This window comes from Kitasatospora sp. NBC_00039, from assembly GCF_045160625.1.
In the GTDB taxonomy this organism is placed as follows: domain Bacteria; phylum Actinomycetota; class Actinomycetes; order Streptomycetales; family Streptomycetaceae; genus Kitasatospora.
Genome location: NZ_CP108289.1, coordinates 5,164,801 through 5,186,717 on the forward strand (window position 1 = coordinate 5,164,801; position 21,917 = coordinate 5,186,717).

Annotated in this window: 16 protein-coding genes; 12 read left to right on the forward strand and 4 right to left on the reverse strand. The window is 71.7% G+C overall.

Annotation, left to right across the window (positions count from 1 at the left end; all coding sequences use genetic code 11):
- Nucleotides 1–157: 157 nt before the first annotated feature.
- The 3 genes from OG286_RS22950 to OG286_RS22960 all read left to right on the forward strand — a co-directional run bounded on the left by OG286_RS22950 (nt 158) and on the right by OG286_RS22960 (nt 1,804).
- On the forward strand, nt 158–520 hold the full coding sequence (locus tag OG286_RS22950) for a hypothetical protein (protein ID WP_396321849.1): 363 nt from the start codon (nt 158–160) through the stop codon (nt 518–520).
- 279 nt (nt 521–799) lie between these two features.
- Nucleotides 800–1,153, forward strand: a complete 354-nt coding sequence (locus tag OG286_RS22955; protein WP_396321848.1) for a hypothetical protein — start codon at nt 800–802, stop codon at nt 1,151–1,153.
- Between the two features lie 303 nt (nt 1,154–1,456).
- On the forward strand, nt 1,457–1,804 hold the full coding sequence (locus OG286_RS22960; protein ID WP_396321847.1) for a hypothetical protein: 348 nt from the start codon (nt 1,457–1,459) through the stop codon (nt 1,802–1,804).
- Between the two features lie 61 nt (nt 1,805–1,865).
- Here the strand turns inward: OG286_RS22960 and OG286_RS22965 are convergent, their stop codons facing one another.
- The gene (locus OG286_RS22965) at nt 1,866–2,015 is read right to left on the reverse strand and encodes a hypothetical protein (RefSeq protein ID WP_396321846.1); all 150 of its coding nucleotides are present in this window, start codon (nt 2,013–2,015) and stop codon (nt 1,866–1,868) included.
- A gap of 556 nt (nt 2,016–2,571) precedes the next feature.
- On the opposite strand from OG286_RS22965, the gene OG286_RS22970 reads away from it, so the two are divergent.
- Complete coding sequence (locus OG286_RS22970; RefSeq protein ID WP_396321845.1) at nt 2,572–2,946, forward strand: hypothetical protein; 375 nt, start codon at nt 2,572–2,574, stop codon at nt 2,944–2,946.
- 4 nt (nt 2,947–2,950) lie between these two features.
- On the opposite strand, the gene OG286_RS22975 is transcribed toward OG286_RS22970, so the two are convergent.
- The 3 genes from OG286_RS22975 to ccrA form a co-directional block, all read right to left on the reverse strand.
- Nucleotides 2,951–9,781, reverse strand: coding sequence for an SDR family NAD(P)-dependent oxidoreductase (locus OG286_RS22975; protein WP_405360225.1), 6,831 nt, complete (start codon nt 9,779–9,781; stop codon nt 2,951–2,953).
- A complete protein-coding gene (locus tag OG286_RS22980; protein WP_405360224.1) occupies nt 9,778–11,607 on the reverse strand; it encodes a fatty acyl-AMP ligase in 1,830 nt (609 codons plus the stop codon). The genes OG286_RS22975 and OG286_RS22980 overlap by 4 nt, the downstream gene beginning before the upstream one ends.
- 128 nt (nt 11,608–11,735) lie before the next feature.
- Nucleotides 11,736–13,091, reverse strand: a complete 1,356-nt coding sequence (ccrA, locus tag OG286_RS22985; RefSeq protein ID WP_396321842.1) for a crotonyl-CoA carboxylase/reductase — start codon at nt 13,089–13,091, stop codon at nt 11,736–11,738.
- Between the two features lie 590 nt (nt 13,092–13,681).
- Here ccrA and OG286_RS22990 point away from each other — a divergent pair.
- The 8 genes from OG286_RS22990 (at nt 13,682) to OG286_RS23025 (ending at nt 21,820) form a co-directional block, all read left to right on the forward strand.
- Complete coding sequence (locus OG286_RS22990; protein ID WP_396321841.1) at nt 13,682–14,029, forward strand: hypothetical protein; 348 nt, start codon at nt 13,682–13,684, stop codon at nt 14,027–14,029.
- Nucleotides 14,030–14,903: 874 nt separating this feature from the next.
- Entirely contained in the window at nt 14,904–15,323 is a 420-nt protein-coding gene (locus OG286_RS22995) for a hypothetical protein (RefSeq protein WP_396321840.1), read from the forward strand.
- 59 nt (nt 15,324–15,382) lie between these two features.
- Nucleotides 15,383–16,195, forward strand: a complete 813-nt coding sequence (locus OG286_RS23000) for a DUF2637 domain-containing protein (protein ID WP_396321839.1) — start codon at nt 15,383–15,385, stop codon at nt 16,193–16,195.
- Nucleotides 16,196–16,515: 320 nt separating this feature from the next.
- Complete coding sequence (locus OG286_RS23005) at nt 16,516–16,881, forward strand: hypothetical protein (RefSeq protein ID WP_396321838.1); 366 nt, start codon at nt 16,516–16,518, stop codon at nt 16,879–16,881.
- A gap of 290 nt (nt 16,882–17,171) precedes the next feature.
- Complete coding sequence (locus OG286_RS23010; protein WP_396321837.1) at nt 17,172–18,164, forward strand: hypothetical protein; 993 nt, start codon at nt 17,172–17,174, stop codon at nt 18,162–18,164.
- 65 nt (nt 18,165–18,229) lie between these two features.
- Entirely contained in the window at nt 18,230–19,504 is a 1,275-nt protein-coding gene (locus tag OG286_RS23015; protein WP_396321836.1) for a hypothetical protein, read from the forward strand.
- 220 nt (nt 19,505–19,724) lie between these two features.
- Nucleotides 19,725–20,213, forward strand: coding sequence for a MarR family winged helix-turn-helix transcriptional regulator (locus OG286_RS23020; RefSeq protein WP_396321835.1), 489 nt, complete (start codon nt 19,725–19,727; stop codon nt 20,211–20,213).
- Between the two features lie 95 nt (nt 20,214–20,308).
- Nucleotides 20,309–21,820 carry a DHA2 family efflux MFS transporter permease subunit gene (locus OG286_RS23025; protein WP_396321834.1) on the forward strand — a complete coding sequence of 504 codons (1,512 nt, stop codon included), beginning with the start codon at nt 20,309–20,311 and terminating at the stop codon, nt 21,818–21,820.
- The last annotated feature ends 97 nt before the right edge of the window (nt 21,821–21,917 follow it).

Here is a 21,917-nt window from a genome sequence, read left to right on the forward strand (position 1 = left end):
CGCCCGCCCCCCCGATGCCCGGGCGTGAGTGCAGGGCCAGGGTCGAGGCCGCTCTGCCGAATGGGTGAAGCTGGGTGCGGTGTCGACGCCTCCTCAGGTTGCCGTCGTTAGTCCGGTGTCCGCGGAATCTGCGGAGAAGACCCACACGGAGGCTTTAATGAACGTTGGCAAGAAGGCGGCCTTTCTGACGGCGGCTGCGGGCGCGCTGGTTCTCGTCGGTGCGGGTGGCGCCAGTGCCCACGGGTTCGGCCACCTCTTCGGCCACGAGGGTGTCGAGCAGAGCAACACCTGCTCCACCGCCCCGGGCGTCCTCGCGCTGACCGGCCTGTCGCCCGACATCGAGTACACCACCGACTGCCTCAACGTCGACGCCAGCGGTGGCGGCGCCTCGGAGCAGAGCAACAACTGCTCCACGGCGCCGCAGGCCGCCACCCTCACCGGGCTGCTCGCCCCGGCGCCCGAGATCGAGTACAAGACCAACTGCGTCAACATCGCCGGCGACTTCCACCACGGCCACTGACGACGAGTCGCTGACCCACCCCCTCCTGTCCTGTTCGGCGGGCTGGAGACGGGCGAAGCAAGAATTCTCCTCCTGGTCGAGGTTGCGGCCCCTGGAAGCATTCCCAGGGGCCGCTTCCGCGTGCGGGCTCGACGACGGGCAGCGGGAGCCCGATCACTCGAGTGCAATGCGTGATCCGGACGGGTGAAGCTGGGTGTCCTCCCGAAGATATGACGGCCTCCGTTGGTATGCCTGAATTCTCCGTCGACATTCGCGGAGAACCCCACACGGAGGCTTTTGATGAACGTAGGCAAGAGGGCGGCCCTTCTGATGGCGGCTGCGGGCGCGCTGGTTCTCGTCGGTGCGGGTGGCGCCAGTGCCCACGGGATCGGTGACCTGTTCGGCAGCGGGGTCGAGCAGAGCAACGCCTGCTCCACGGCCCCGGGCATCCTCACCTCGGCCGGCCCGCTCGACGCCGAGTACGACACCAACTGCATCAACATCGATGTGAGCGGTCACGGCGCCTCGGAGCAGAGCAACGACTGCTCCACGGCCCCGGCGGCCGCCACCCTCACCGGGCTGGTCGGGACCAGCTCGCTCAAGTACCACACCAATTGCATCAACTTCGCAGGCCGACCGCACCACTCGCACTGAGTCGCTGAGCCACCGGGCCGACTTCCGTCCCGTCCGGGGGATCGGAACGGGGCGAAGCGTGACGTCCGGTCAAGAATGCGGTCTCTGGAAGTATTCCTCCAGAGGCCGCGTCTGCGTTGCGTGGATTGGTGGCGGAATTATGCCCTGGGTTCGAGGGCCCGATAACCGGGTGCCGGATCACTCGAGCGGCACTCGTGGTCCGGACGAGTGAATGTTGGTGCGTTCCCGAAGCCTTCGCGGGCTGCCGTCGTTAGTCGGATGTCTGCGGATGTCCGCGGTAGAGATTCCCTACGGAGGCTTCAAATGAACGTTGGCAAGAAGGCGGCCTTTCTGACGGCGGCTGCGGGTGCGCTGGTTCTCGTCGGTGCGGGTGGCGCCAGTGCCCACGGGTTCGGCCACCTGTTCGGCCAGGAGGGTGTCGAGCAGAGCAACACCTGCTCCACCGCCCCGGGCGTCCTCGCGCTGACCGGCACGCTGACGCCCGAGCTCGAGTACGACACCAACTGCCTCAACGTCGACGCGAGCGGTGGCGGCGCCTCGGAGCAGAGCAACAACTGCTCCACGGCGCCGGAGGCCGCCACCCTCACCGGGCTGCTCGCCCCGGCGCCCGAGATCGAGTACAAGACCAACTGCGTCAACGTCGCGTTCTAGAAGTCTGCTGAAGATCTTGCTGATGGAGGGGCTGTCCCGGTTGGGGACAGCCCCTCCTGGGCTATGTGGTCGCGGGGGCGAGGGTCCAGGTGTGGCCCGTGCGGGTGAGCCCGAGGTTGGTCAGGCGGCGGAGGTTGTGGAGCCAGGTGTTGTTCTTCAGGACGCCTCGGTAAGGGACCCGGCGGTTGCCCCGGACGACGAGCCAGGCCATGGCGCGTTCGACGGGTGGCCGCCAGCGGCGGTACCCGGCCTGCCAGTTCGGGTCGGCAGCCTGCCGGCGGGGCGGCTCTGGGGCGGTCGTAGTGGGCGTGGACCTGGAAGGCCCGGCCGGTCTTGGAGCGGGTGCACCGCCCGCGCAGGTGGCCGGCAGCGGCGGGTCGAACGCGGTGTCGTTGAGGCCGACGAACGTGCGCCGGCCCTGACGGGCCGGGAACAGGCGACGCCGCTCCCCCGGTCAGGAATGCAGCCCTTGGAAGCCTCTCGTCCCGGGGCTTCGTCCGTCCGTATGCGTGGGGCAGATCGGCAGGTTCAGAAGGTGGCGGCCTTCGGCGCACCCGCGACTTCCGGAAACCGGCTCCGAGCCGGCGGGTGAATCCCGGCCCCGTCGACATCCAAGGAGAGGATTCACCGGAACCCGGTGCCGGCCGGATTCGGCAGAGTGGTCCGGACGAGTGAATATGTGTGTGTTCCCGAAGCCTTCGTGGGCTGCCGTCGTTAGTCGGATGTCCGCGGATGTCCGCGGTAGAGATTCCCTACGGAGGCTTCAGATGGACATTGGCAAGAAGGCGGCGTTTCTGGCAGCGGCTGCGGGTGCGCTGGTTCTCGTCGGTGCGGGTGGCGCCAGTGCGGACGGCATCGGTCACCTGACGGGCCACAAGGGTGTCGAGCAGAGCAACGAGTGCAGCACGCGGCCGCTCGTCGGTGATGTGGTGGTCGCTACGCCGTTGACGCCGGCGTCGGACATCACCCACGAGACCACCTGTGTCAACGTCAGCGAGAACGGGGCCGAGTCCCAGAGCAACCACTGCGACACGAGTCCCGTCCTCGGCTCGGTCGTGGTTCCCGTGCTCGTCCCCGCGCCCCACATCACTTACACCACGACCTGTGTGAACGTCGCCGGAGCCGGTACCCCCGGCCGCTGAGCCACTATCGATCCGGCTCAGCGGCGCCGTGCAGAGTGTGGGCAAGGTGCTGCGCGATGACCGCGATGTGGGGCGGATCGATCAGTGACAGGTGATCGCCCGGCACCGGGACGACCTCGAGGGAGGGGCACAGTGGCGCCCACCCCAGATCGGCCTCGTCCCGGAGGTAGCGGGGATCGAGCGCAGTGATCATGACCTGGGGCTCCTGGGCGCGGTAGAGGGTGACGTGCCCCGGATACGGACGCGGCCGGTAGCGCTCGCCGATCCGGGCGTCGACGTACGAGGTTCGCTGGTGCTCCAGGATTCCCGGGCTCATGGACAGTCCGGTCTCGGCAACCAGGCGCATGACCGTCATGATCTGGTCGTCGTCCGTCATGCTCGGCAACTCCTCGTACGGCAACGGCAAGTGATGGCCGAACGTGGTCTCCACGTAGTCGGCGAACCGTCTGAACCGCTCCAGCACGATCTCTTGCGAGTCCGAGCCGGGCAGGGCTGCCGGCAGGATGGTGTCGATGAGGCCGAGATAGCCGGCGTCCTCGCCTCGGTCGCGCAGTTGCACGGCGATCTCGTACGCCTGGCAGCCACCGAAGGACCAGCCGAGCAGCTGGTACGGGCCCCGGGGCTGGATGCGTCGCATCAGGTCGAGGTAGTACTTGGCCTTCTCCTCCATGGACGCCAACTCGTCGACGCGCTCGCAGCCGTAGACGGGCTGGTCGGCGGGAAGCAGCCGCACCAGCGGCCGGTACACGGACGTCGGTCCGCCGGCGGGGTGGAAGACGAACAGCGGGGCGCGGGTGGTGGTGCCGCCGGGATCGCGCAGCACGCGCAGAGGAGTCGCTCCGTCACCGTTCACAGCGGGGCGGATCAGGTCGGCTATGGACTCCACGGTAGGCCGGGCGAGGATCTGCTCCGGGGTCAGGGCATGTGGCGGCTCGTCGAGCCGGGCGTGGATACCGAGGGCCAGGGCACGGGCGGTCGCGTCGTCGCCGCCTGCGGCCCGGAGGTTCTGGAGAACGCCGTCGGGGCGCCGGCCGAGCACCTGCTCCCACACTCCCGCGACCAGCCGCTCGGCGGCGTCCCGGGGGGCGATGGTCGTCGGCAGGGGTGCCCGCCCGCTTGGACCCGGGGCGTTCGCGAGCAGTGTCGTCCGGCTCGGCTCGGGGCCGCTCTGCGACGGGGAGCAGGTGCGGTCGCCCACGCCGACCGACTCCGGTGCGCCAGGCAGGTCGAGTGTGCTCAGAAGTTCGTCCGTGAGGTCATCGAGGCTGGCGCCGCGCATCAGCAGCTTGTTCGGCAGTACAACGCCGAAGTCGTGCTTGACCGCGTTCCGGATGCGAACGGCCATCAGGGAGTCGAGCCCGAGCCTGGTGAGCGGGACGGAACTGTCGAGGTCCTCGGTGCGATAGCCCATGACGGCCGCCGCACGGAGGGCGAGACGTCGGCGCACCGCTGCCGGGGCCTGGGCGCCGAGGGCGCACAGCTGATCGGGGTCGCCCCAGTGGTCCGTCTCGCGGGCGATGTCGTGCAGCAGGCTCGTGAAGAAGGGGACGGACTCCATGCCCGGATACGCCTCGACGACCCGTCGGGCGTCCAGCCGTACGACGCCCGTGTGGGGTCGTCCGGCGGCGAGGAGCAGTTGGAGGGCATCCAGCCCGTGGGCCGGCATGAGGGGTTCCAGCGCCATGGCCGCGGTGTTCGGGGCGCCTCCGATCCGAGCCCATGGGCCCCAGGCGATGGATGTCGCGGGCAGACCGTCGGCACGACGGCGCTGCACCAGCGCGTCGAGCCAGGCGTTGGCCGCGGCGTAGGCGGCCTGGCCGGGGGAACCGAGAAGGGCGGCGGCGGAGCTGAACACCAGCCACCAGTCGAGGCTGTGCCCCGCGACGGCCTCCTCCAGGCGCAGGGCGCCGTCGACCTTGGGCCGGAACACGGTCTCGACGTCGTCCGGTTCCAGGTCGGTGATGATGCGGTCGTGCAGCACCCCTGCCGCGTGGGCGACGCCGCGCAGGGCGTGACCCCCGGCCAGGGCGGCGTCGAGAAGGCGTGCCGCGAGGTCGGGCTCGGCGATATCGCCCTGCACGACCTCCACCGACGTCCCGAGGGCGCGCAGGTCGTCCAGGACGGCCCGAGTGTCCTCGGCCGGCGGGCGGCGCCCGTTCAGCACGAGCCGGCCGGCACCGTGCTCGGCGAGCCGGCGGGCGGTGGCCAGTCCCAGCCCGCCGAGACCGCCGGTGACGATGTAGGCGCCGTCCGGGCGTGCGAAGCGGATCCCGGCGGCGTCCCGGTCCGGGGCGGCGGAGGCCAAGCGGGCGATGAAGCGGGTGCCGTCGCGCCAGGCGACCTCGTCGGCCTCGGAGTCGCCGAGGAGCTCCTGGACGAGGTCGTCGGCGAGACCGGGCGCGCGGTCGACGTCGACCGCGCAGGCCCTGAGCTGGGGTTGCTCCAGGGCCAGCACGCGGACCAGGCCCCGGAGGCAGGCGCGGTCGGGATCGCAGGCCTCTCCGGCGGCCACCGGCACGGCCCGCTCGGTCACCAGCCACAGGCGCGGGCCGGCGCCGGATCCGGGGACGGTGGCGAGCCGGCGGGCCACCTCGGTGGCCGCGAGGACGGCCCCACGGACTCCGGAGCCGTCAGCGGGCCCGGTGCAGAGCAGAACGACCGAGCCGGGAGCACTCGCGGTCTCCTTGCGCCAGGCGTCCAGGATCCGTCCGGTGGAGCCGTTGCGGCAGTGTCCGACCGCCACCTTCGCTCCCCGGCGCTCGAGGGCCGAACTGAGCGGTGGGACGAACGGGTTCCTCCTGCCGGACGTGTCGTCGGATCCGGTGGTGAGCAGCAGCCAGTTGGCCGGAATGCGGTCGGCGGCGGGGGGTGTGGTGACCTCGTCCCAGACGATTTCGTAGCTGGTTTCCGCCAGGGCCAGTGGTATCTCGGCCCGCTCGGGGGTGCGCAGAGCCACGCCCTGCGCCTCGATGACGGTGTCGCCGTCGCGGTCGTCCAGGCGGACGGTCCAGCGCTCGGGCGGAGGTGGCTGACCGTTGTCGCCGGCCCGGGTTCCGGCGGCCTGCTCGAGGCGGCGGCGCAGGCGGCACGGGCCCGGCGTCGTGCGGAGCCTCACCCGCAGGGCGGCGAGCGAGAAGGGGAGTGCCGCGGGGGACGGGTTGGCCGACGGGTCGCCGTCCGGCTCCGGCTGTGCGGCCCCGGCTGTGCTCCGGGGCAGGGAGGTCGCGTGCAGGCCGGCATCGAGCAGCGCGCCCAGCGCCTCCGACTGTGGCGTGTCCGGCCCAGTGGCGTGGGGAAGGGTGACGTCGACGGCCGGGAGGTCGTCGTCGCGGGTGCCGGGAATGCGGGGCTCGTCGGGCAGCCCGGTCACCACCGTGGCCGAGGCATGGCGCAGCCAGGTCCCGGCGGGGGACCGCGTCTGGATGCTCACGGTGGCGGCCTTGTCCGGGCCGGCCGGGTCCCAGACGGTGGTGACCGGCGTGCTGTCCGACAGCGGAAGGAGGTGATCCAGTGTCAGATCGCGGACCAGGAAGGCGTCCGGCGGGACGCCGGTGGCCTCGGTTGCCGCGGCGAGAACGATCTGCGCGCACGCCGCGAGCGTCAGGACCGCCGTGCCGTGTACGTGCCGTTCGATGTGGTTCCACCCGCCGGTGCCGGCGTCGCCCTGCCACAGCACGCGGTTGGTGCCGGGGAGGTCTATCCGCAGGCCGAGGAGGGGGTGTCCGTCAGCGCGGGGCGGACGCCTGCGCGTCGCGCCGTCGACCCAGTGGCGTACATGCCGCCAGGGCGCGGCGGGCAGGGCGGTCCGCCGGCCGGTCGGCCACAGCAGCTCGCGCCGGTGTTGGGCTCCGGCCAGGTGCAGCTCGGCCAGGGAGGTGCGCAGGACCACGGACTCGTCGTCGTCCCGGCGCAGCGTGGGCAGCACGAGGGCTGTCCCGCCGGGTGCCTCGTCGAGCGTCTCGCGGATGGGCAGGGCGGCGATCGGGTGGGGTGAGACCTCCAGGAAGACGGTGTGGCCGTCGGCCGCCGCCGCGGCCACCGCGTGTCGCAGCCGGACCGGGCGGCGGAGGTTGGCGCACCAGTACGCGGCATCGGGATCGGGCGTGTCGCGTGGGTCGTCGTACACCGTTCCGTACCAGGCGATGGCGGGCGCCTTGCCCCGGAGGCCGGTGAGGGCCTCGCGCAGGGCGGGCAGGACGACGTCCACGGCGGCCGAATGGCCGGCGCCGTGGACGTCGAGCAGGCGGGCGTCGAGGCCCGCTTCCTCCAGCTCGGCGACCAGGTTGGCCACCGGTTGCGCCGGGCCGGTGACCGTGCATCGGCGTGGCGAGGAGTGTACGGCGACCACCACGCCGGGGAACCGCGCCAGCGTTGCGGCGCGGGTGTCCTCGGGCAGCCCGACGGAGGCCATGGCGCCGGCGCGGGCGCCCTCGACGGTGGCGAGCAGGGCCGACCGGCCCAGGATCACGCGCAGTCCGTCGCGTGCATCAAGGGTTCCGGCGACCACGGCTGCGGCCACCTCCCCCATGGAGTGGCCGATGACGGCACGGGGTTCGACGCCGTAGGCCTGCCAGGTACGGGCGAGTGCCAGTTGAACGCCGTACAGCAGGGACTGGGTGCCGTGGACGGCGGTGGTCGGCACGCCCTGGGCGATCATGCGGCTCAGGGCCGTGCCGGCCACGTCGGCGAACGCCGCGTCGAGGTCGTCCACCGCTGCGGCGAACGCGGTGTCATCCGCGAGAAGGCCGCGGCCCATGCCGTACCACTGGGAGCCGTATCCGGAGAAGACGAACACCGGTCCTCGGCCCGGGACCGCCGCGGTGTCCCCGGCGTCGGCAGCGCGCACGACGCCGGGCGAGGGCCGGTCGTCCGCCAGCGCGAGGAGCCCGGCCGCGAGGGCCTGGTGCCCGCGTCCCACGACGGCGGCGCTGACGGCGTCCCGTCGACCGTGTCCGAGGGTGTGCCCGACGTCGCACAGGGGCGTCTGTCGGCCGGCCGCGGTCGTCAGCCAGCCGGCTAGACCACGGGCGGCGTCACCGAGCCGGTCCGCTGAGCGGGCGGTGACCACCAGGACGTGCGGGCCGGCGTCCGGCGCAGGGGCTTCCCCAGCGCCCGGAGCAGCGCTCTCCTGCGGCGCCGGTGACCCGGCCGGAGACCACTGCTCGAGCACGGCGTGCGCGTTGGTGCCCCCGAATCCGAAGGCGGACACTCCCGCCAACGCCGGCCGATGGCCCGCCCGGGGCCACTCGGTGGCTGCGCTGACGACGCGTAGGCGCTTTGCCGTGAAGTCGATGTGCGGGTTGGGCGTGCGGAAGTGGAGACTGGCGGGAAGTGTGCCGTGGTGCAGGGAAAGCACCGTCTTGATGAGACCCACGATGCCCGCCGCACCTTCGAGGTGCCCGAGGTTGGTCTTCACGGAACCGATGAGCAGCGGCCGGCCGGCCGGCCGGCCGAGTCCCAGGACGGCACCCAGGGCGCCCGCCTCGATCGGATCGCCGAGCAGTGTGCCGGTACCGTGCGCCTCGACGTAGTCGATGTCTGCCGCGTCCACGTCGGCGTCACGGAGGGCATCGCGCAGCAGCGCCTCCTGAGCGGCGGGATTGGGCGCCATGATCCCGGACGAGCGGCCGTCGGAGTTGACCGCCGTGCCCCGGATGACGGCGAGGATCGTGTCGCCGGCCCGCCGTGCGTCGTCCAGTGGCTTCAGGACGACGACGCCGCACCCCTCACCACGGACGATCCCGTCGGCTGCGGCATCGAAGGCCTTGCACCTGCCGTCCGGTGCCAGGGCGCCGGCCTGGTCGAAGTTCGCCGTGATCACCGGCGAGAGCAGGACGTTGACCCCTGCGGCCAGGGCGGTGTCGCACTCGCCGGCGGCCAGGCTCCGGCACGCCTGGTGCACCGCGACGAGCGACGAGGAGCAGGCGGTGTCGATCGTCATGCTCGGGCCGTGCAGATCGAGCATGTAGGACAGGCGGTTGGCGGCGATGCTCCCCGCCGCACCGGTGCTGGTCCAGGCAGCCACACCCTCGAGGCCCGCCATGGTCAGGTGGCTGTAGTCGAGGGAGCTGAGACCGACGAACACCCCTGTGGCAGTGCCGTGCAGCTCTGACGGCGGGACACCGGCGTGGCAGAGTGCCTCCCACGTCACCTCCAGCAGCAGGCGCTGCTGGGGGTCCATCAGCTCTGCCTCGCGGGGCGTGATCCCGAAGAAGTCGGCGTCGAACCCCGCGATGTCGCCCAGGAATCCGCCCCACCGGCTGGTGCGGGCGAGGGCAGCCGCCGTGCCGTTCGAACCGTCCTCGAAGTCCTGCCAGCGGTCCTCGGGCACCTCGCGTGCGGCGTTGCCGCCGGCGAGCAGGTAGTCCCAGAACGCCTCCGGCCCCTCGACACCGCCGGGCAGACGGCAGCCGATGCCCACGACCGCGACGGACCGGCTGCGGAGACGTGCGTCCGGCCCGGACGTGCGCGCCGCGTCCCGGCCGGGCACGACCCCCTCGGGCGCTCCGGGCTCCGCCGCTCCCCGGGCGAGGCGGCGGACCAGCCGGTCGACGGTGGAGTCCTCCCACAGCAGGGTGGCAGGCAGGACCGCGTCGAGCGCGTTCTCCAGCTCCCCCGAGACGGCGACGGCGTCACGGGACGTCAGACCGTACTCCGCCAGCGGTCTGTCGTCGTCGATCTCGTCCGGGGGCACGTCGGACCTCTCCGAGATCAGCTGCCGCAGCAGTCGGCGGATCTCCGCCTCACCCCATGCCGCCCCCGGCGCACCACCCGGGCGGGCGTCGGATTGCGCACCGCCCGGCGTGGTTCCGCCAGGGCCTTCGACTCTCCTCATGACGCCGTCCCTTCGGATCCTGCCCCGGGCCTGCGGGCACTGCTCCAGCCGCCGTTCAGATAGCGGTCATGGCTGGCGCGGCGGGCGACCTTGCCGCTCGTGGTGCGGGGCACGGTGTTGCGCGGAACAAGGACGAAGTCCCGTACGGCCAGGGCGTGGACGGTCGAAACGGCTCGGCGCACCGAGCGGGTGACGCTGTGGTGGTCCGCCGCGGGACCGGTGGCGGGCGGGGAGTACTCGGCGACGATGACGAGCTCCTCACCCGCCTCGGCGGACACGGCGAAGGCAGCCACGTGGTCCTTGCGAATGGCCGGATGCGCGTTCTGCACGGTCAGTTCGATGTCCTGGGGGTAGTGGTTGACGCCGTCGATGATGATCAAGTCCTTGATGCGGCCGGTGATGTACAGCTGGCCGTCGTGCCACACGCCCAGGTCGGCCGTACGCAGCCACTGCCTGGCACCCTCAGCGGACCGGTCCTCGGCCAGGACCGCCCGGAAGGTCTCCGCGCTGCTCTGTGGATTGCCCCAGTAGCCGCGCCCGACGTTGGGGCCGCTGACCCAGATCTCCCCGACCGTGCCGTCCGGTTGCCGGCGGCATGTCGCCGCGTCCACGATGGCCACCTCCTGCCCCTGGGGCCGTCCGCAGGAGACGAGTTCCGTGACGGGGACGGAAGCGGTGTCCGTGGCGACTCTGGCGATGCCCCCGCCCAGCAGTTCCCGGTCGAAAGCGGTGACCTGCGGCTCTTCCTCGGTGGGGGAGGCGGAGACGATCAGCGTCGCCTCCGCCAGACCGTACGAGGGCCGCATCGCCACTCGGCGGGCTCCGTAGTCGCCGAAGGCGGCCATGAAGCGGTTCAACGTGGTGGGCCGGACCGGTTCACTGCCGTTGATCATCACAGCGACCCTGTCGAGGGTGAGGCCCTCCCGGTCCTCCTCGCGTACCCGCTGCGCGCAGTAGTCGTACGCGAAGTTCGGTGCGGCGGTGACGGCGCCCGGGTACCGGGACAGCAACCTCAGCCATCGCGCCGGCTGTTGCACGAAGGCCAGCGGATCGGTGATCACCGAGTGCACTCCGCCGACGACGGGCAGGAGGGTCATCAGCAGCAGGCCCATGTCGTGGTAGAGCGGCAGCCATCCGACCATGTGATTGCGGTCCCGATGGATGTCGTACGCCTGCACGAGGTGCCCCGCGTTGGCGACCACGTTGGCGTGGGTGATCTCCACCCCGGACGGTGCCCGTGTCGACCCCGAGGTGTACTGGAGATAGGCGCAGTCCTCGGGCCGCGGCTGGATGCCGGCCAGTTCGTCGGAGCCGTCCTCGGTGGTCCGCGCGGACACGAGATCTTCGACGGCCAGCACACGGGGTCGGTTCGGAATGCCGCTCGCGGCGCAGAACGCCGCCACGGCCGACTGCTCGGCACGGGTCGTGAGGATGTGGGTCGGCCTCGCGTCGGTCAGCGAGGCGGCGAGCTTGTCGGTATGGCGGGCGAGATCCGGCGGAAAGAGCGGCACGGCGATGGCGCCCGCGCGGATCGCTGCAAGGAAGCCGACGACGTACTCGAGGCACTGAGGGGCGACGACGGCCACGGGTTCGCCGCCGGCGCCCGCGCGGCGCAGCGCGGCCGCCGCTGCCCGCACCTGACGGTCGAGCTCTCTCCAGGTGGACACGGCGGCCTGCCCGGTCCCGCCGGCTGCGAAGTCGACGAAGGTGAAGGCAGGAGCGTCCGGGTTGCGCACGGCAGCCTCGGCCAGGCGGTTGCCGAGGGTGTCTGCCTGCATCACCGTCGGCTTCGGGTCGGCACGGCGAGCGTCGTTGAGGATGGACAAGACGTACCTCCCGTGGGGTGGGCGGCGTGGCTGGTTCACCGCCCGGCCCGCACGGACGGGACAGGGGCGACAGCTGGGGATGAGGCCACCGGCCGGCGTCGATGCCGGGACATTGGAAGGGGCGGGAACTACGGACAGGCTGTCGGCGCGGATCTCACATCGCCGTCTCCGTCCTGGAAGAGACGGAACCGGTCCTCGCCGACTCGTGCTCGGCCGACGGGGTCGGTCACGCCCAGCCCCGGCTGCGGGGCGAGGCACAGTACCCCGACCTTCCCGATGTGCTCGTTGACCTGCACGCTCCGGACAGCCGAGGCAACGTCGTCCAGGGCATAGGTCTTCGAGAGTGTGGGAACTATCCGGCCCATGTTGATGAGCCGATTCACCTCCCACTGCTCGTGCAGGTTGGCGCCGTGGCTGCCGATGAGCCGCTTGAGCTTCATCCACAGGTAGCGGTTGTCGAACATGTGCTCATATCCGGTACTGGATCCGCAGGTCACGATCGCGCCCCCACGGCGGGCGACGAAGACCGAGGCCGCGAAGGTCGCTCGGCCCACGTGCTCGAAAACGATGTGCGGATCCTCGCCCACCGCCGCGCGTATCGCTGAGCCGAGCTTCTTCCAGCCGTCAGGACGCTGGAGGACCGTGCGGTCCCCCTGCTCGATCTCCGAGCGGTCGATCACCGCCTCGCAGCCGAGCCTTCGCAAGGTGTCGGCCTTCTCCGCCGAGCTCACGACACCCACCGGGATGCCACCACCGTTGCGCACGAACTGCACGGCGTATGAGCCCAGGCCGCCGGTCGCCCCCCAGATCAGTACGACGTCGCCCTGCTTCATCCGGGCGCCGCGGTCGCTGACGAGCATCCGGTACGCGGTGGCGGCACACAACGGGTTGACGGCGGCCTCTTCCCACGTGAGCAGCGGGGACTTGCTCAGCAACTGGCTGGCCCGCACGACGGCGAAGTGGGCCAGACCACCGAAGTTGGTCTCGAAGCCCCATGCGCGCTGCTCGCTGCCCAGCATGCCGTCACTGTGGGTCGCCGGCTCCTGGCCGTCGACGTATGCCGGAGTGACGACCACGTGATCGCCGATGCTCCAACGGCGCACGGACGACCCGGTCCGCACCACGACTCCGGATGCATCGGATCCGAGGATGTGGTGAGGCAGGTCGTGGCGGGCGTCCCAGCCGCCGCTGCGTCCCAGCTGCTGGAGAAAACGGAAGGTCGGAATGGGTTCGAACATCGCCGACCAGACCGTGTTGTAGTTGACGGCACTGGCCATGACCGCGACCAGCGCCTCGTCCGGCGCCAGCTCGGGCATGGGGACTTCGTCTATCCGGAGCGACCTGCGGACGTCCTTGTCCGTTTCGCCCTGGAACATGCCGACGTCGCTGAGCCGCACCGTCGCCGCGGTGAACCGTTCGGGAAGTGGGAGACCGCCCAGCTCGTCACCCTCGCGGCCTGCGACTACGGCTTCAAGTAGAGTCATGCCCATGACATCTCCTCCTCTCGCGTCATCCGCCCGGATGGACGCATCGCGGGCCGGGACTGCGCGCCTGCGCTGGCGGTGGGGGCCTGAGTGCATCCCTTCTGCCCTCTCCCCAGAGGTGGGGATGCAGCTGCCGTCGCTTTGCAACTGGCGAGTAAGCGGGGCTATTTACAGCAGAACTCCTGCCGCACCGGCCCGCAAATCGGCGAAGGCCGACGCCTCACCGCAGCCGCCGCAGGCGCCCGGATAAGGCCAGGCCAGAGGCCAGCCGGGCGCCTCGGCTGAGCTGCGGCGACCAGGGCCACGCTGCGCGTCCTGCCGATCGAGCCGCCGGCGCTCGCGCTGGGCGAGGAGAGGGTGGCCGGCTCGGACGGCGCCATCAGCTCCAACTCGGTGCGTTGCTCGATCCTGCCGCGCTGCACCGGCGCCTGACCGTTCACAGAACGGTTCATCCGGGGAGCGGCGGCGATGGCCGGGTACAGCAGTAAGCCAGGTGGGTGAAGTTGGGTGCGGTGTCGACGCCTCCTCAGGTTGCCGTCGTTAGTCCGGTGTCCGCGGAATCTGCGGAGAAGACCCACACGGAGGCTTTAATGAACGTTGGCAAGAAGGCGGCCTTTCTGACGGCGGCTGCGGGTGCGCTGGTTCTCGTCGGTGCGGGTGGCGCCAGTGCCCACGGGTTCGGCCACCTGTTCGGCCAGGAGGGTGTCGAGCAGAGCAACACCTGCTCCACCGCCCCGGGCGTCCTCGCTGTGACCGGCACGCTGACGCCCGAGCTCGAGTACGACACCAACTGCCTCAACGTCGACGCGAGCGGTGGCGGCGCCTCGGAGCAGAGCAACAACTGCTCCACGGCGCCGCAGGCTGCCACCCTCACCGGGCTGCTCGCGCCGGCGCCCAAGCTCGAGTACCCCACCGAGTGCACGAACGTCGCGTTCTAGGCGATCGGCCCGGCCACGACCTCTGTGGACAGTGGTCGCCGACGGCCCCGTGTCCGTCCCCGCGTGGGACGGGCACGGGGCCGAGTGCCGTCCTGATGGAGGCTCTCCTCCCAGGCGCCGCGTCGGTACGGCTGGGCCGTCCAAGGGCTGAACTCCCGTGCGGTGCATGACTCTGCCGTCGCCCTGAGCTCAGTCCTCGTGACGAGGGCGCGTGCAGCCGGGCGGTGAGCGGCCGGACCGGACGGTGAAGCCGTCCAACCGGGGCGGGAAAGTCGGGATGCGGCCGGTGCGAGCCCGGCCCGAGACGGCGGTCGCGAGGATTGCCGGGAGTCCCGGCTGGCCGACTCCCGCTTCACACGAGCCTTCTGCTCCGCAGTCTGCGCACTCGTCTCCTCGGTCGGGACCGACGAACGCGGTGGTGACCTTCCCGCGACTCGACTCCTTCGCCAGGTTCCCGTCACACGGACGACGACCGGCAGCCCCATGCGTAACCCGGCCACTTCGACCCGTCCGGCCACTGCGGGATCCGGGCATCCGGTCCCGCCGGGCCGCGAGTTCGCGCCCGGTCCACCAGCTGCGTGCGAGGCCCGGCCGCTGGCGGGTGGGTTCCCAGGCTGAGGGATCCGCCGTGTCCGGTCCCGTGCGGGAATCAACAGATGCTCCCGCGGCCCGCGGCCCGCGGCCGGACGCCGACGCCGGTGCGGGCAGTGGCCGGCCGAGACCGCGGCCCGGTTGACGGTCCGTCGCGACCCTGGCCGGGGCTGACTGACGCGCCGTCGTCACCGCCACCGCCACCGCCAAGCCCCGCGCCGGGTCGCGGCCGTGGAGACCCCGGCGGGTCCCCCGCGCAAGATCGCTGATAACCAACATTTGCATGTTGTTTGCCCGCCACGCCGGCCGAAGATGTGTTGGTGGCGCAGGCCCGGCGGATTGCTGCGACCGGTCGTTCTTCGAAACCGAGCGGCGCGAAAGGGAGATTCGCCCGCATGCCGCACACCTGGGCGACGCTATCGTCGTTGATGCGGGTGTGACTACGACAACTTCGTTCTCCGCGTCCGCAGACTTTCGGTTCACCGACGCCGACGGCCGGTTCCGAGTGGAGGAGGGGGATCCGCTGGGAAGTTCAAGTGATTTTCTGGGTGCCGGAGAGATCTTCCTCGAGTACGGCGCGGAGCGGGTTCGTCTCCGGTACTGCTCCGAGCTGTGGGTGGACTTTCTGTGGACGGTGCAGGAGATCGAATCCGATGCCATGGGGCGCTTCGGCGTTCTGCTGGGAGCGCCGGCCCTGAGCTAACTGGGTGAATCGTTCCGCCAGTCGAATACCAATGTCATGTTTGCCGCGTTATCTGCCGCGTGAGAGTGGAAGTGTCAACCGGACCGGCATTCGCCGATGGCCAGCCATGGCAGGGGCATAATGCCTATGCGACGTCGTTTTACGAACTCGGGACCTACCAGGGATTCCAGGGATTCCAGGGTGCCACGGGGATAATCTCCGTCCCCCGTGACCCCGGCTGGTACTACGGAAATTCCGCAGGCCAAGACCCGCACTGTCCGGAAAGCATTGGCGCGGGCGAGGTCGGGTGGGATCCCCCACCGGATTTCACCCGGATCCAGTTCTCCGCGGAGGACGTCGGTCCCGTGCCGGACGTCGGGCAGATGCCGGACGCCAGCCGGGCCGCCGAGCGCCGGGCCATCCGTCGCCGGCGCCCCCGCGTATCCAGGATGCGGCAGTGGCCCCAGGCGCTCAGCACCGTGTTCGCAGCTCTCGCCGCTCTGACCGTCGCCACGGTGAGCGTCCTCGGATGGGTGCTCTCCTATAACCCGCTGCAGGACCTGGCATCGCTTCGCGTTTCACGGAACCTGGCGGAGCTGTGGCCCCTGGTTGTCTACGGCCCTTGGCTCGTCGCCTCGCTGTCGATCCTGCGCGCCACCCTCACGCGGCACCGCGCCACGTATTCGTGGGTCGTGGTGGTCCTCTTTTCGGCTGTCGCCACCGGCCTGTGCGTCATTCACGCCTCCAGGACATTTCCCGGCGTGGTCGTCGCCGCGCTCCCTCCACTCACCGCCGTCGTCTCGTTCCACCAACTCGTACGCCAGATCATCCTGCCCCCGCGGGCGCGGCCTGCTGCGTCCGGCCGAGGGCCGACGCACAAGGCCCGTGGATGACCGACTTCACCGCGTACGGATCGGAGCCGGGTCTGCCAGGCGGTTCCCCGGGCCCGGGCGCGACGCTCGACCGTGGAGCCGGACCGGCAAGGTCCGCAGGCGACTTGAGCACAGGCAGAACCGCCGGCCCGGCGGGATGAGTGCGGATACCGGCTGCCGGGGCCGACGTTGACTCCGCCGGGCAATGGGGCAACGGGGCAACGGAGCCTGAGTCTGTAGTGCGGACGGGTGAAGCTGGGCACGCTTCCGAACCTTTGCCAGGTGCCGTCGTTAGCCAGGTGTCCGCGGAATGTGCGGGTAGATCCCATGTGGAGGCTCTTATGATCATTGGTAAGAAGGCGGCGTTCCTCACGGCGGCTGCGGGTGCGCTGATTCTCGCCGGTGCGAGCGGCGCCAGCGCCTGTGGCCCGGACGGCGGCCACCCCAGCCACCCCAGCCACCACGTCGGCGGCTCCGTCGAGCAGAGCAACACCTGCTCCACGGCCCCGGGTGTCCTCGCCCTGACCGGCCTGTCGCCCGACATCGAGTACGACACCAACTGCCTCAACGTCGACGCGAGCGGTGGCGGCGCCTCGGAGCAGAGCAACAACTGCTCCACGGCGCCGCAGGCCGCCACCCTCACCGGGCTGCTCGCCCCGGCGCCCGAGATCGAGTACAACACCAACTGCACCAACGTCGCCTTCTAGGCGCCGAGCGCGGCCACGGCTCCGGCCACTTGGACCGCAGAGCGCCCTCTCTGTCCACTCCCTCTGTCCGCTCGGCGGGATAGGGACGGGGGCGAAGCGCCAGCCCTGGTCAAGAGCGAAGTCGGTCCCCGGAAGCACGCCCTCCGGGGACCGAGCCCGTTTACGGGCCCACGAGCCGGCCGGCCCTCTGGCAGCTCACCAGGATCGGCATCGTCTGCCTGCACGGCAGACGGGCCCCCTGCTGCCCCGCCGCCTGCCCCGACTGCGAGGTCCTGGTCGACAAGACGGCGATGCGCGAGTGGTTCGACCACCTCGGCGTGCCGGCCCCGGCCGGCGCCGTGGTCGGCGGCCGTCCCGACCACCGCGCGCTCCGCGACCGTTTCGGCGCGGTCTACGTCGCCAAGTCCCCGCGCGGCTCCGCGGGCAACGGCACCCACCTGGTCCGCTCCGCCGAGGAGGCGGCCGCCCTGCCCGAGCGGGAGCGCTGGCTGGTCAGCGAGTACGTCGGCGACACCGCGGTCAACGTGCACGGCTTCGTCGGGCTGGACGGGCTGCCGCAGGTGCTGCGCCCCTCGCTCCAGCCGACCGGGGTCGAGGCGGCGGGCGCCGGGTGCGGCCAGTACGCCGGCTGCGACTTCGGGGCGCCCGAGCGGCTGTTCCCGGTCGCGGTGCGCCGCTGCCTCGACGCGACCGAGCGGATCGGCTGGGCCCTGGCCGGCCTCGGCTACCGGGGCGTCTTCGGGGCGGTGTTCGTGCTCCGCGACGACCGCGCGCTCGCCCTGGAGATCAACTGCCGGATGCAGGGCTCCAGCTGGCTGCTGGGCGAGACCGAGCTGGAGCGCGGTGACGGGCGGCTGCCCACGCCGGTCCGGCACGTGCTGGAGCGGCGCGGCGTCCCCGCCCTCGGCAAGCCGGACCCGGACCGGGCGGAGGGCGTGCAGCTGACCGTCCGCCACGCCGGTGCCCCGGCCCGCGCCGTCCGGGTTCCGGAGACCGGGGCGTACGCGCTGCGCGAGGGTGCGCTGGTCCGCCGGGGTGACGTCGCGGGGCTCCTGGAGTGCGGCCCCGAGGAGACCGTGCTGGTCAACCTGCCCCCGGCCGGCACGCTGCTGCACCCCGACGCCGTGCTGGCCCGGCTGGTCACCCGCCGCCCGCTCACCGCCCCGGACGGCCGCACCCTCCGCGCGGGGGCCGCGAGCTGGTCGACGCCCTGCACCGGCTCCACTCCTTCGGGGTGTCCGGCACGGAAGGTTGACGCGGGCGCTCGAACCCCCGTGCCGTAGGCTCGCTCGGCGGCTGAGCGACCGACGGCCGCGCCGACCACGAGCGGGGGAGGGAGTCCCGAGCGATGAGCACCGCAGCGAGCACCTCGAGTACGGAGCCGGCGAGCGCGGAGCCGTCCGGTGCCGGCGCCCGGCCCGACGGTGCCGAGGGCCACGGCCGGTTCCCCGCCGCGGTGGACCGCTTCGCGCCCGCGATCGGCGCGTACGCGGTGGTGAAGGCGGTCGGTCTGGGCGTCTTCATGCTGCTGCTCTCGCACACCGGGGACTTCCTCAAGAAGGAGGTCGGCCGCGGCGGCGGTGCCCAGCCCTGGGACGTACTCGGCACCTGGGACGGCATCTGGTACCAGCGGATCGCCGAGAACGGCTACAACCCGCAGCTCGTCCCGGTGCACGTCTTCGGCACGCTGGCCACGTACCACGAGAACTCGGCTGCGTTCTTCCCGCTCTACCCGTGGCTGATGCGGCTGGTCGGCGCGGTGACCGGCCTCGGCCCGTACGGCTCCGGGATCGCCGTCTCGGTGGTCGCCTCCTTCGTCGCGGCGGCCGGGATCTTCGCGATCGCCGAGCGGCTGGGCGGCTTCCGGGCGGGCGTGACCGCCGCGGTGATCTGGGGTCTCTTCCCGGGCTCGGGGGTGGAGTGGGCGGTCTACTCGGACTCGCTCTTCGTCGCGATCTCCGCCTGGGCGTGCTACTGCGTGATGACGCGCCGCTGGGTGACCGCCGGCCTGCTGGCCCTCGCGGCCGGTCTCAACCGGCCCACCGCGGCCGCGCTGATCGCGGCCGTCTCGATCGCGGCGCTGGTGGCACTCATCCGGCGCAGGGACGGAATCGCGCGCCCCCTGACCGCGATGCTGATCACCCCCTGGGGCCTGCTCTGGTACGTCGCCTGGGTCGGCTACCGGATGGGCGACTGGGGCGGCTACTTCAAGCTCCAGCGCGGTGCCTGGAACCGCTACTTCGACTGGGGAGCCTCCACCTCCCGCACCTTCCTGGACGTGATCACCGGGCACTGGACCTTCTGGCAGTCCAACCCGGTGCCGGACCTCATCGCGGTCGGCCTGGTGATCGCCCTGCCCGGCCTGCTGGTGCTGCTGCTGCGCGTCCGGCCGCCGCTGGTGCTGGTGGTCTACACGCTGCTGACCGTCTTCACCGCGCTGAGCAGCAACCAGATCTTCAGCAACATCTCGCGCTACCTGCTGCCCGCCTTCCCGCTCGTCATCGGCCTGGCGATCGCGCTGCGCCGGGTGCGGCTGCCCGCCCTGATCGGCCTCTTCGCGGTGCCGTCGCTGGCGGCCGGCTGGTACGCGGGGTACGCGCTGTTCGAGCTGGGCATTCCGTAGCCCGGGCATCTCGTCACCCGGGCGCTCCGTAGCCCGGGTGGCCCCACGGCGCCGGGCATTGCGCGCGGCGGTGCGTTCTGCCGATCGGCGCGTTTCCGGGATGCCGGCGCGTTCCGTCGGCCGGCGCGTTCCGGGAGGTCGGTGCGTGCTGCCGGGGCGCGGCGTATTTGGTTGCTCACGGGATCATCTGCCGGGAGACGGCCTTGCTACGCTCGGACGTATGACGACGAGCCCGCCCGTGCGCCAGATCCGCGACCTCTCCGGCCTTCTGGACCACGCCAGCCACGTGCTGGCGACCAGGATGGCGGCCGCGTTCACCGAGCTCGGGATCACCCCGCGCGCGTACTGCGTGCTCTTCCATGCGATGGAGGCCGAGCGTACCCAGATCCAGCTGGCCGAACTGGCCGACCTGGACAAGACCACCATGGTCGTCACCGTCGACGAGCTGGAGAAGGCCGGCCTCGCCGAGCGCCGGCCGTCCGCCACCGACCGCCGGGCCCGGATCATCTCGGTGACCGAGGCGGGCGAGCGGGCCGTCGAGCAGGGCACCGCGATCGCCGACCGCGTCCACCGCGAGGTGCTGGAGTCGCTGCCGGGCCCGGAGCGGACGGCCTTCGTCTCGGCGCTGTCGCGGCTGGTGGGCGGGCATCTGGCCGAGCCGGTGGAGAGCGACCGGACGGTCCGGCGGGCCCGCCGCGCCAGGGGCTGAGTGGGTAGATGACGAGACCTTCCCGAGAAAGATAGTCCCGAACAAAACAATCTGTTAGTGTCATTCCCGGTACTCGACGAACCGGGAGACCCACCATGACCACGCACGCCCCGACCGCGCCCGCCCCGCGCAAGGCCGCCCCGCGCAAGGCCGCGCCGACCGCGCCCTCCCCCGGCCCGGCGGTTCCCGCCCGCTCCCGAGCGCTCGCCCTCGCGGTCCTCTGCGCGGGGATGCTGATGATCGTCCTGGACGGCTCCATCGTCACCGTGGCCCTGCCGGCCATCCAGGCCGACCTCGGCTTCACGCCCGCCGGCCTGACCTGGACGGTGAACGCCTATCTGATCGCCTTCGCCGGCCTGCTCCTGCTGGCCGGCCGGCTCGGCGACCTGATCGGCCGCAAGAAGGTCTTCGTCGCCGGGCTCGCGCTCTTCACCGCCGCCTCGCTGCTCTGCGCCGTCGCCACCGGCCAGGGCGTGCTGATCGCGGCCCGGTTCCTCCAGGGCGTAGGCGGCGCGATGGCCTCCGCGGTCAGCCTCGGCATGATCGTCACGCTCTTCCCCGAGCCCGGCGAGCGCGGCCGTGCGATCGGCGCCTTCAGCTTCGTCGGCGCGACCGGCGCCTCGATCGGCCAGGTCCTCGGCGGCGTCCTCACCGACTCCCTCGACTGGCACTGGATCTTCCTGATCAACCTGCCGCTCGGCCTCACCGCCGCCCTGCTCGCCGTCCGGGTGCTCGACTCCGACCGCGGCCCCGGACTGCGGGCCGGCGCCGACGCCCTGGGCGCCGCCCTGGTCACCGCCGCCCTCATGCTCGGCATCTACACCGTCGTCGGCGCCGGCGAGCACGGCTGGACCTCCTCCCGCACCCTCGGCCTCGGCGGGCTCTCCGTCGCCCTGCTGGCCGCCTTCCTGCTGCGCCAGGCCCGTGCCGCCCACCCGCTGCTGCCGCTGCGGATGTTCCGCTCCCGCAACGTCGCCGGCGCCAACGTCGTGCAGATCCTGACCATCTCCGGGATGTTCGGCTTCCAGATCCTCGCCGCGCTCTACCTGCAGAACGTGCTCGGCTACGGAGCCGCCGCCACCGGCCTGGCGATGCTCCCGGCGGCCGTCGCCATCGGCGCCGTCTCGCTGCTGCTCTCCGCCCGGCTGAACGCCCGCTTCGGCGAGCGCAACGTCCTGCTCGCCGGGCTGGCGCTGCTGGTCGCCGCACTCGGGCTGCTCGCCCGGCTGCCGGCCGACGCCGACTACGTCGTCCACCTGCTGCCGACCATGCTGCTGATCGGTGGCGGCGGGCTGGTGCTCTCCGGCCTCACCGCGCTGGGCATGTCCGGCGCGAGCACGGCCGACGCGGGCACCGCCTCCGGCCTCTTCAACACCACCCAGCAGGTCGGTGCCGCCCTCGGCGTGGCCGTCCTCACCACCCTGGCCACCTCCCGCAGCGCCGCCCTGACCGCGGCCGGCCACTCCGCCGCGGATGCCCTCACCGGCGGCTTCCGGCTCGCCTTCGCGGTCGCGGCCGGCCTGCTCACGGCGGCCCTGGTGCTCACCGCGGTCGTCCTGCGGCCCGCCCGCCCGGACGCCGACCGGCCGGCCGTGCCGATGCTCTGAGGCACGGATCCTCTGAGCACGGATCCTCTGAGCACGGATCCTCTGAGGCACGGATCCTCTGAGGCGCGGATCTTCTGACGTGCAGCCAGGCGGTCGG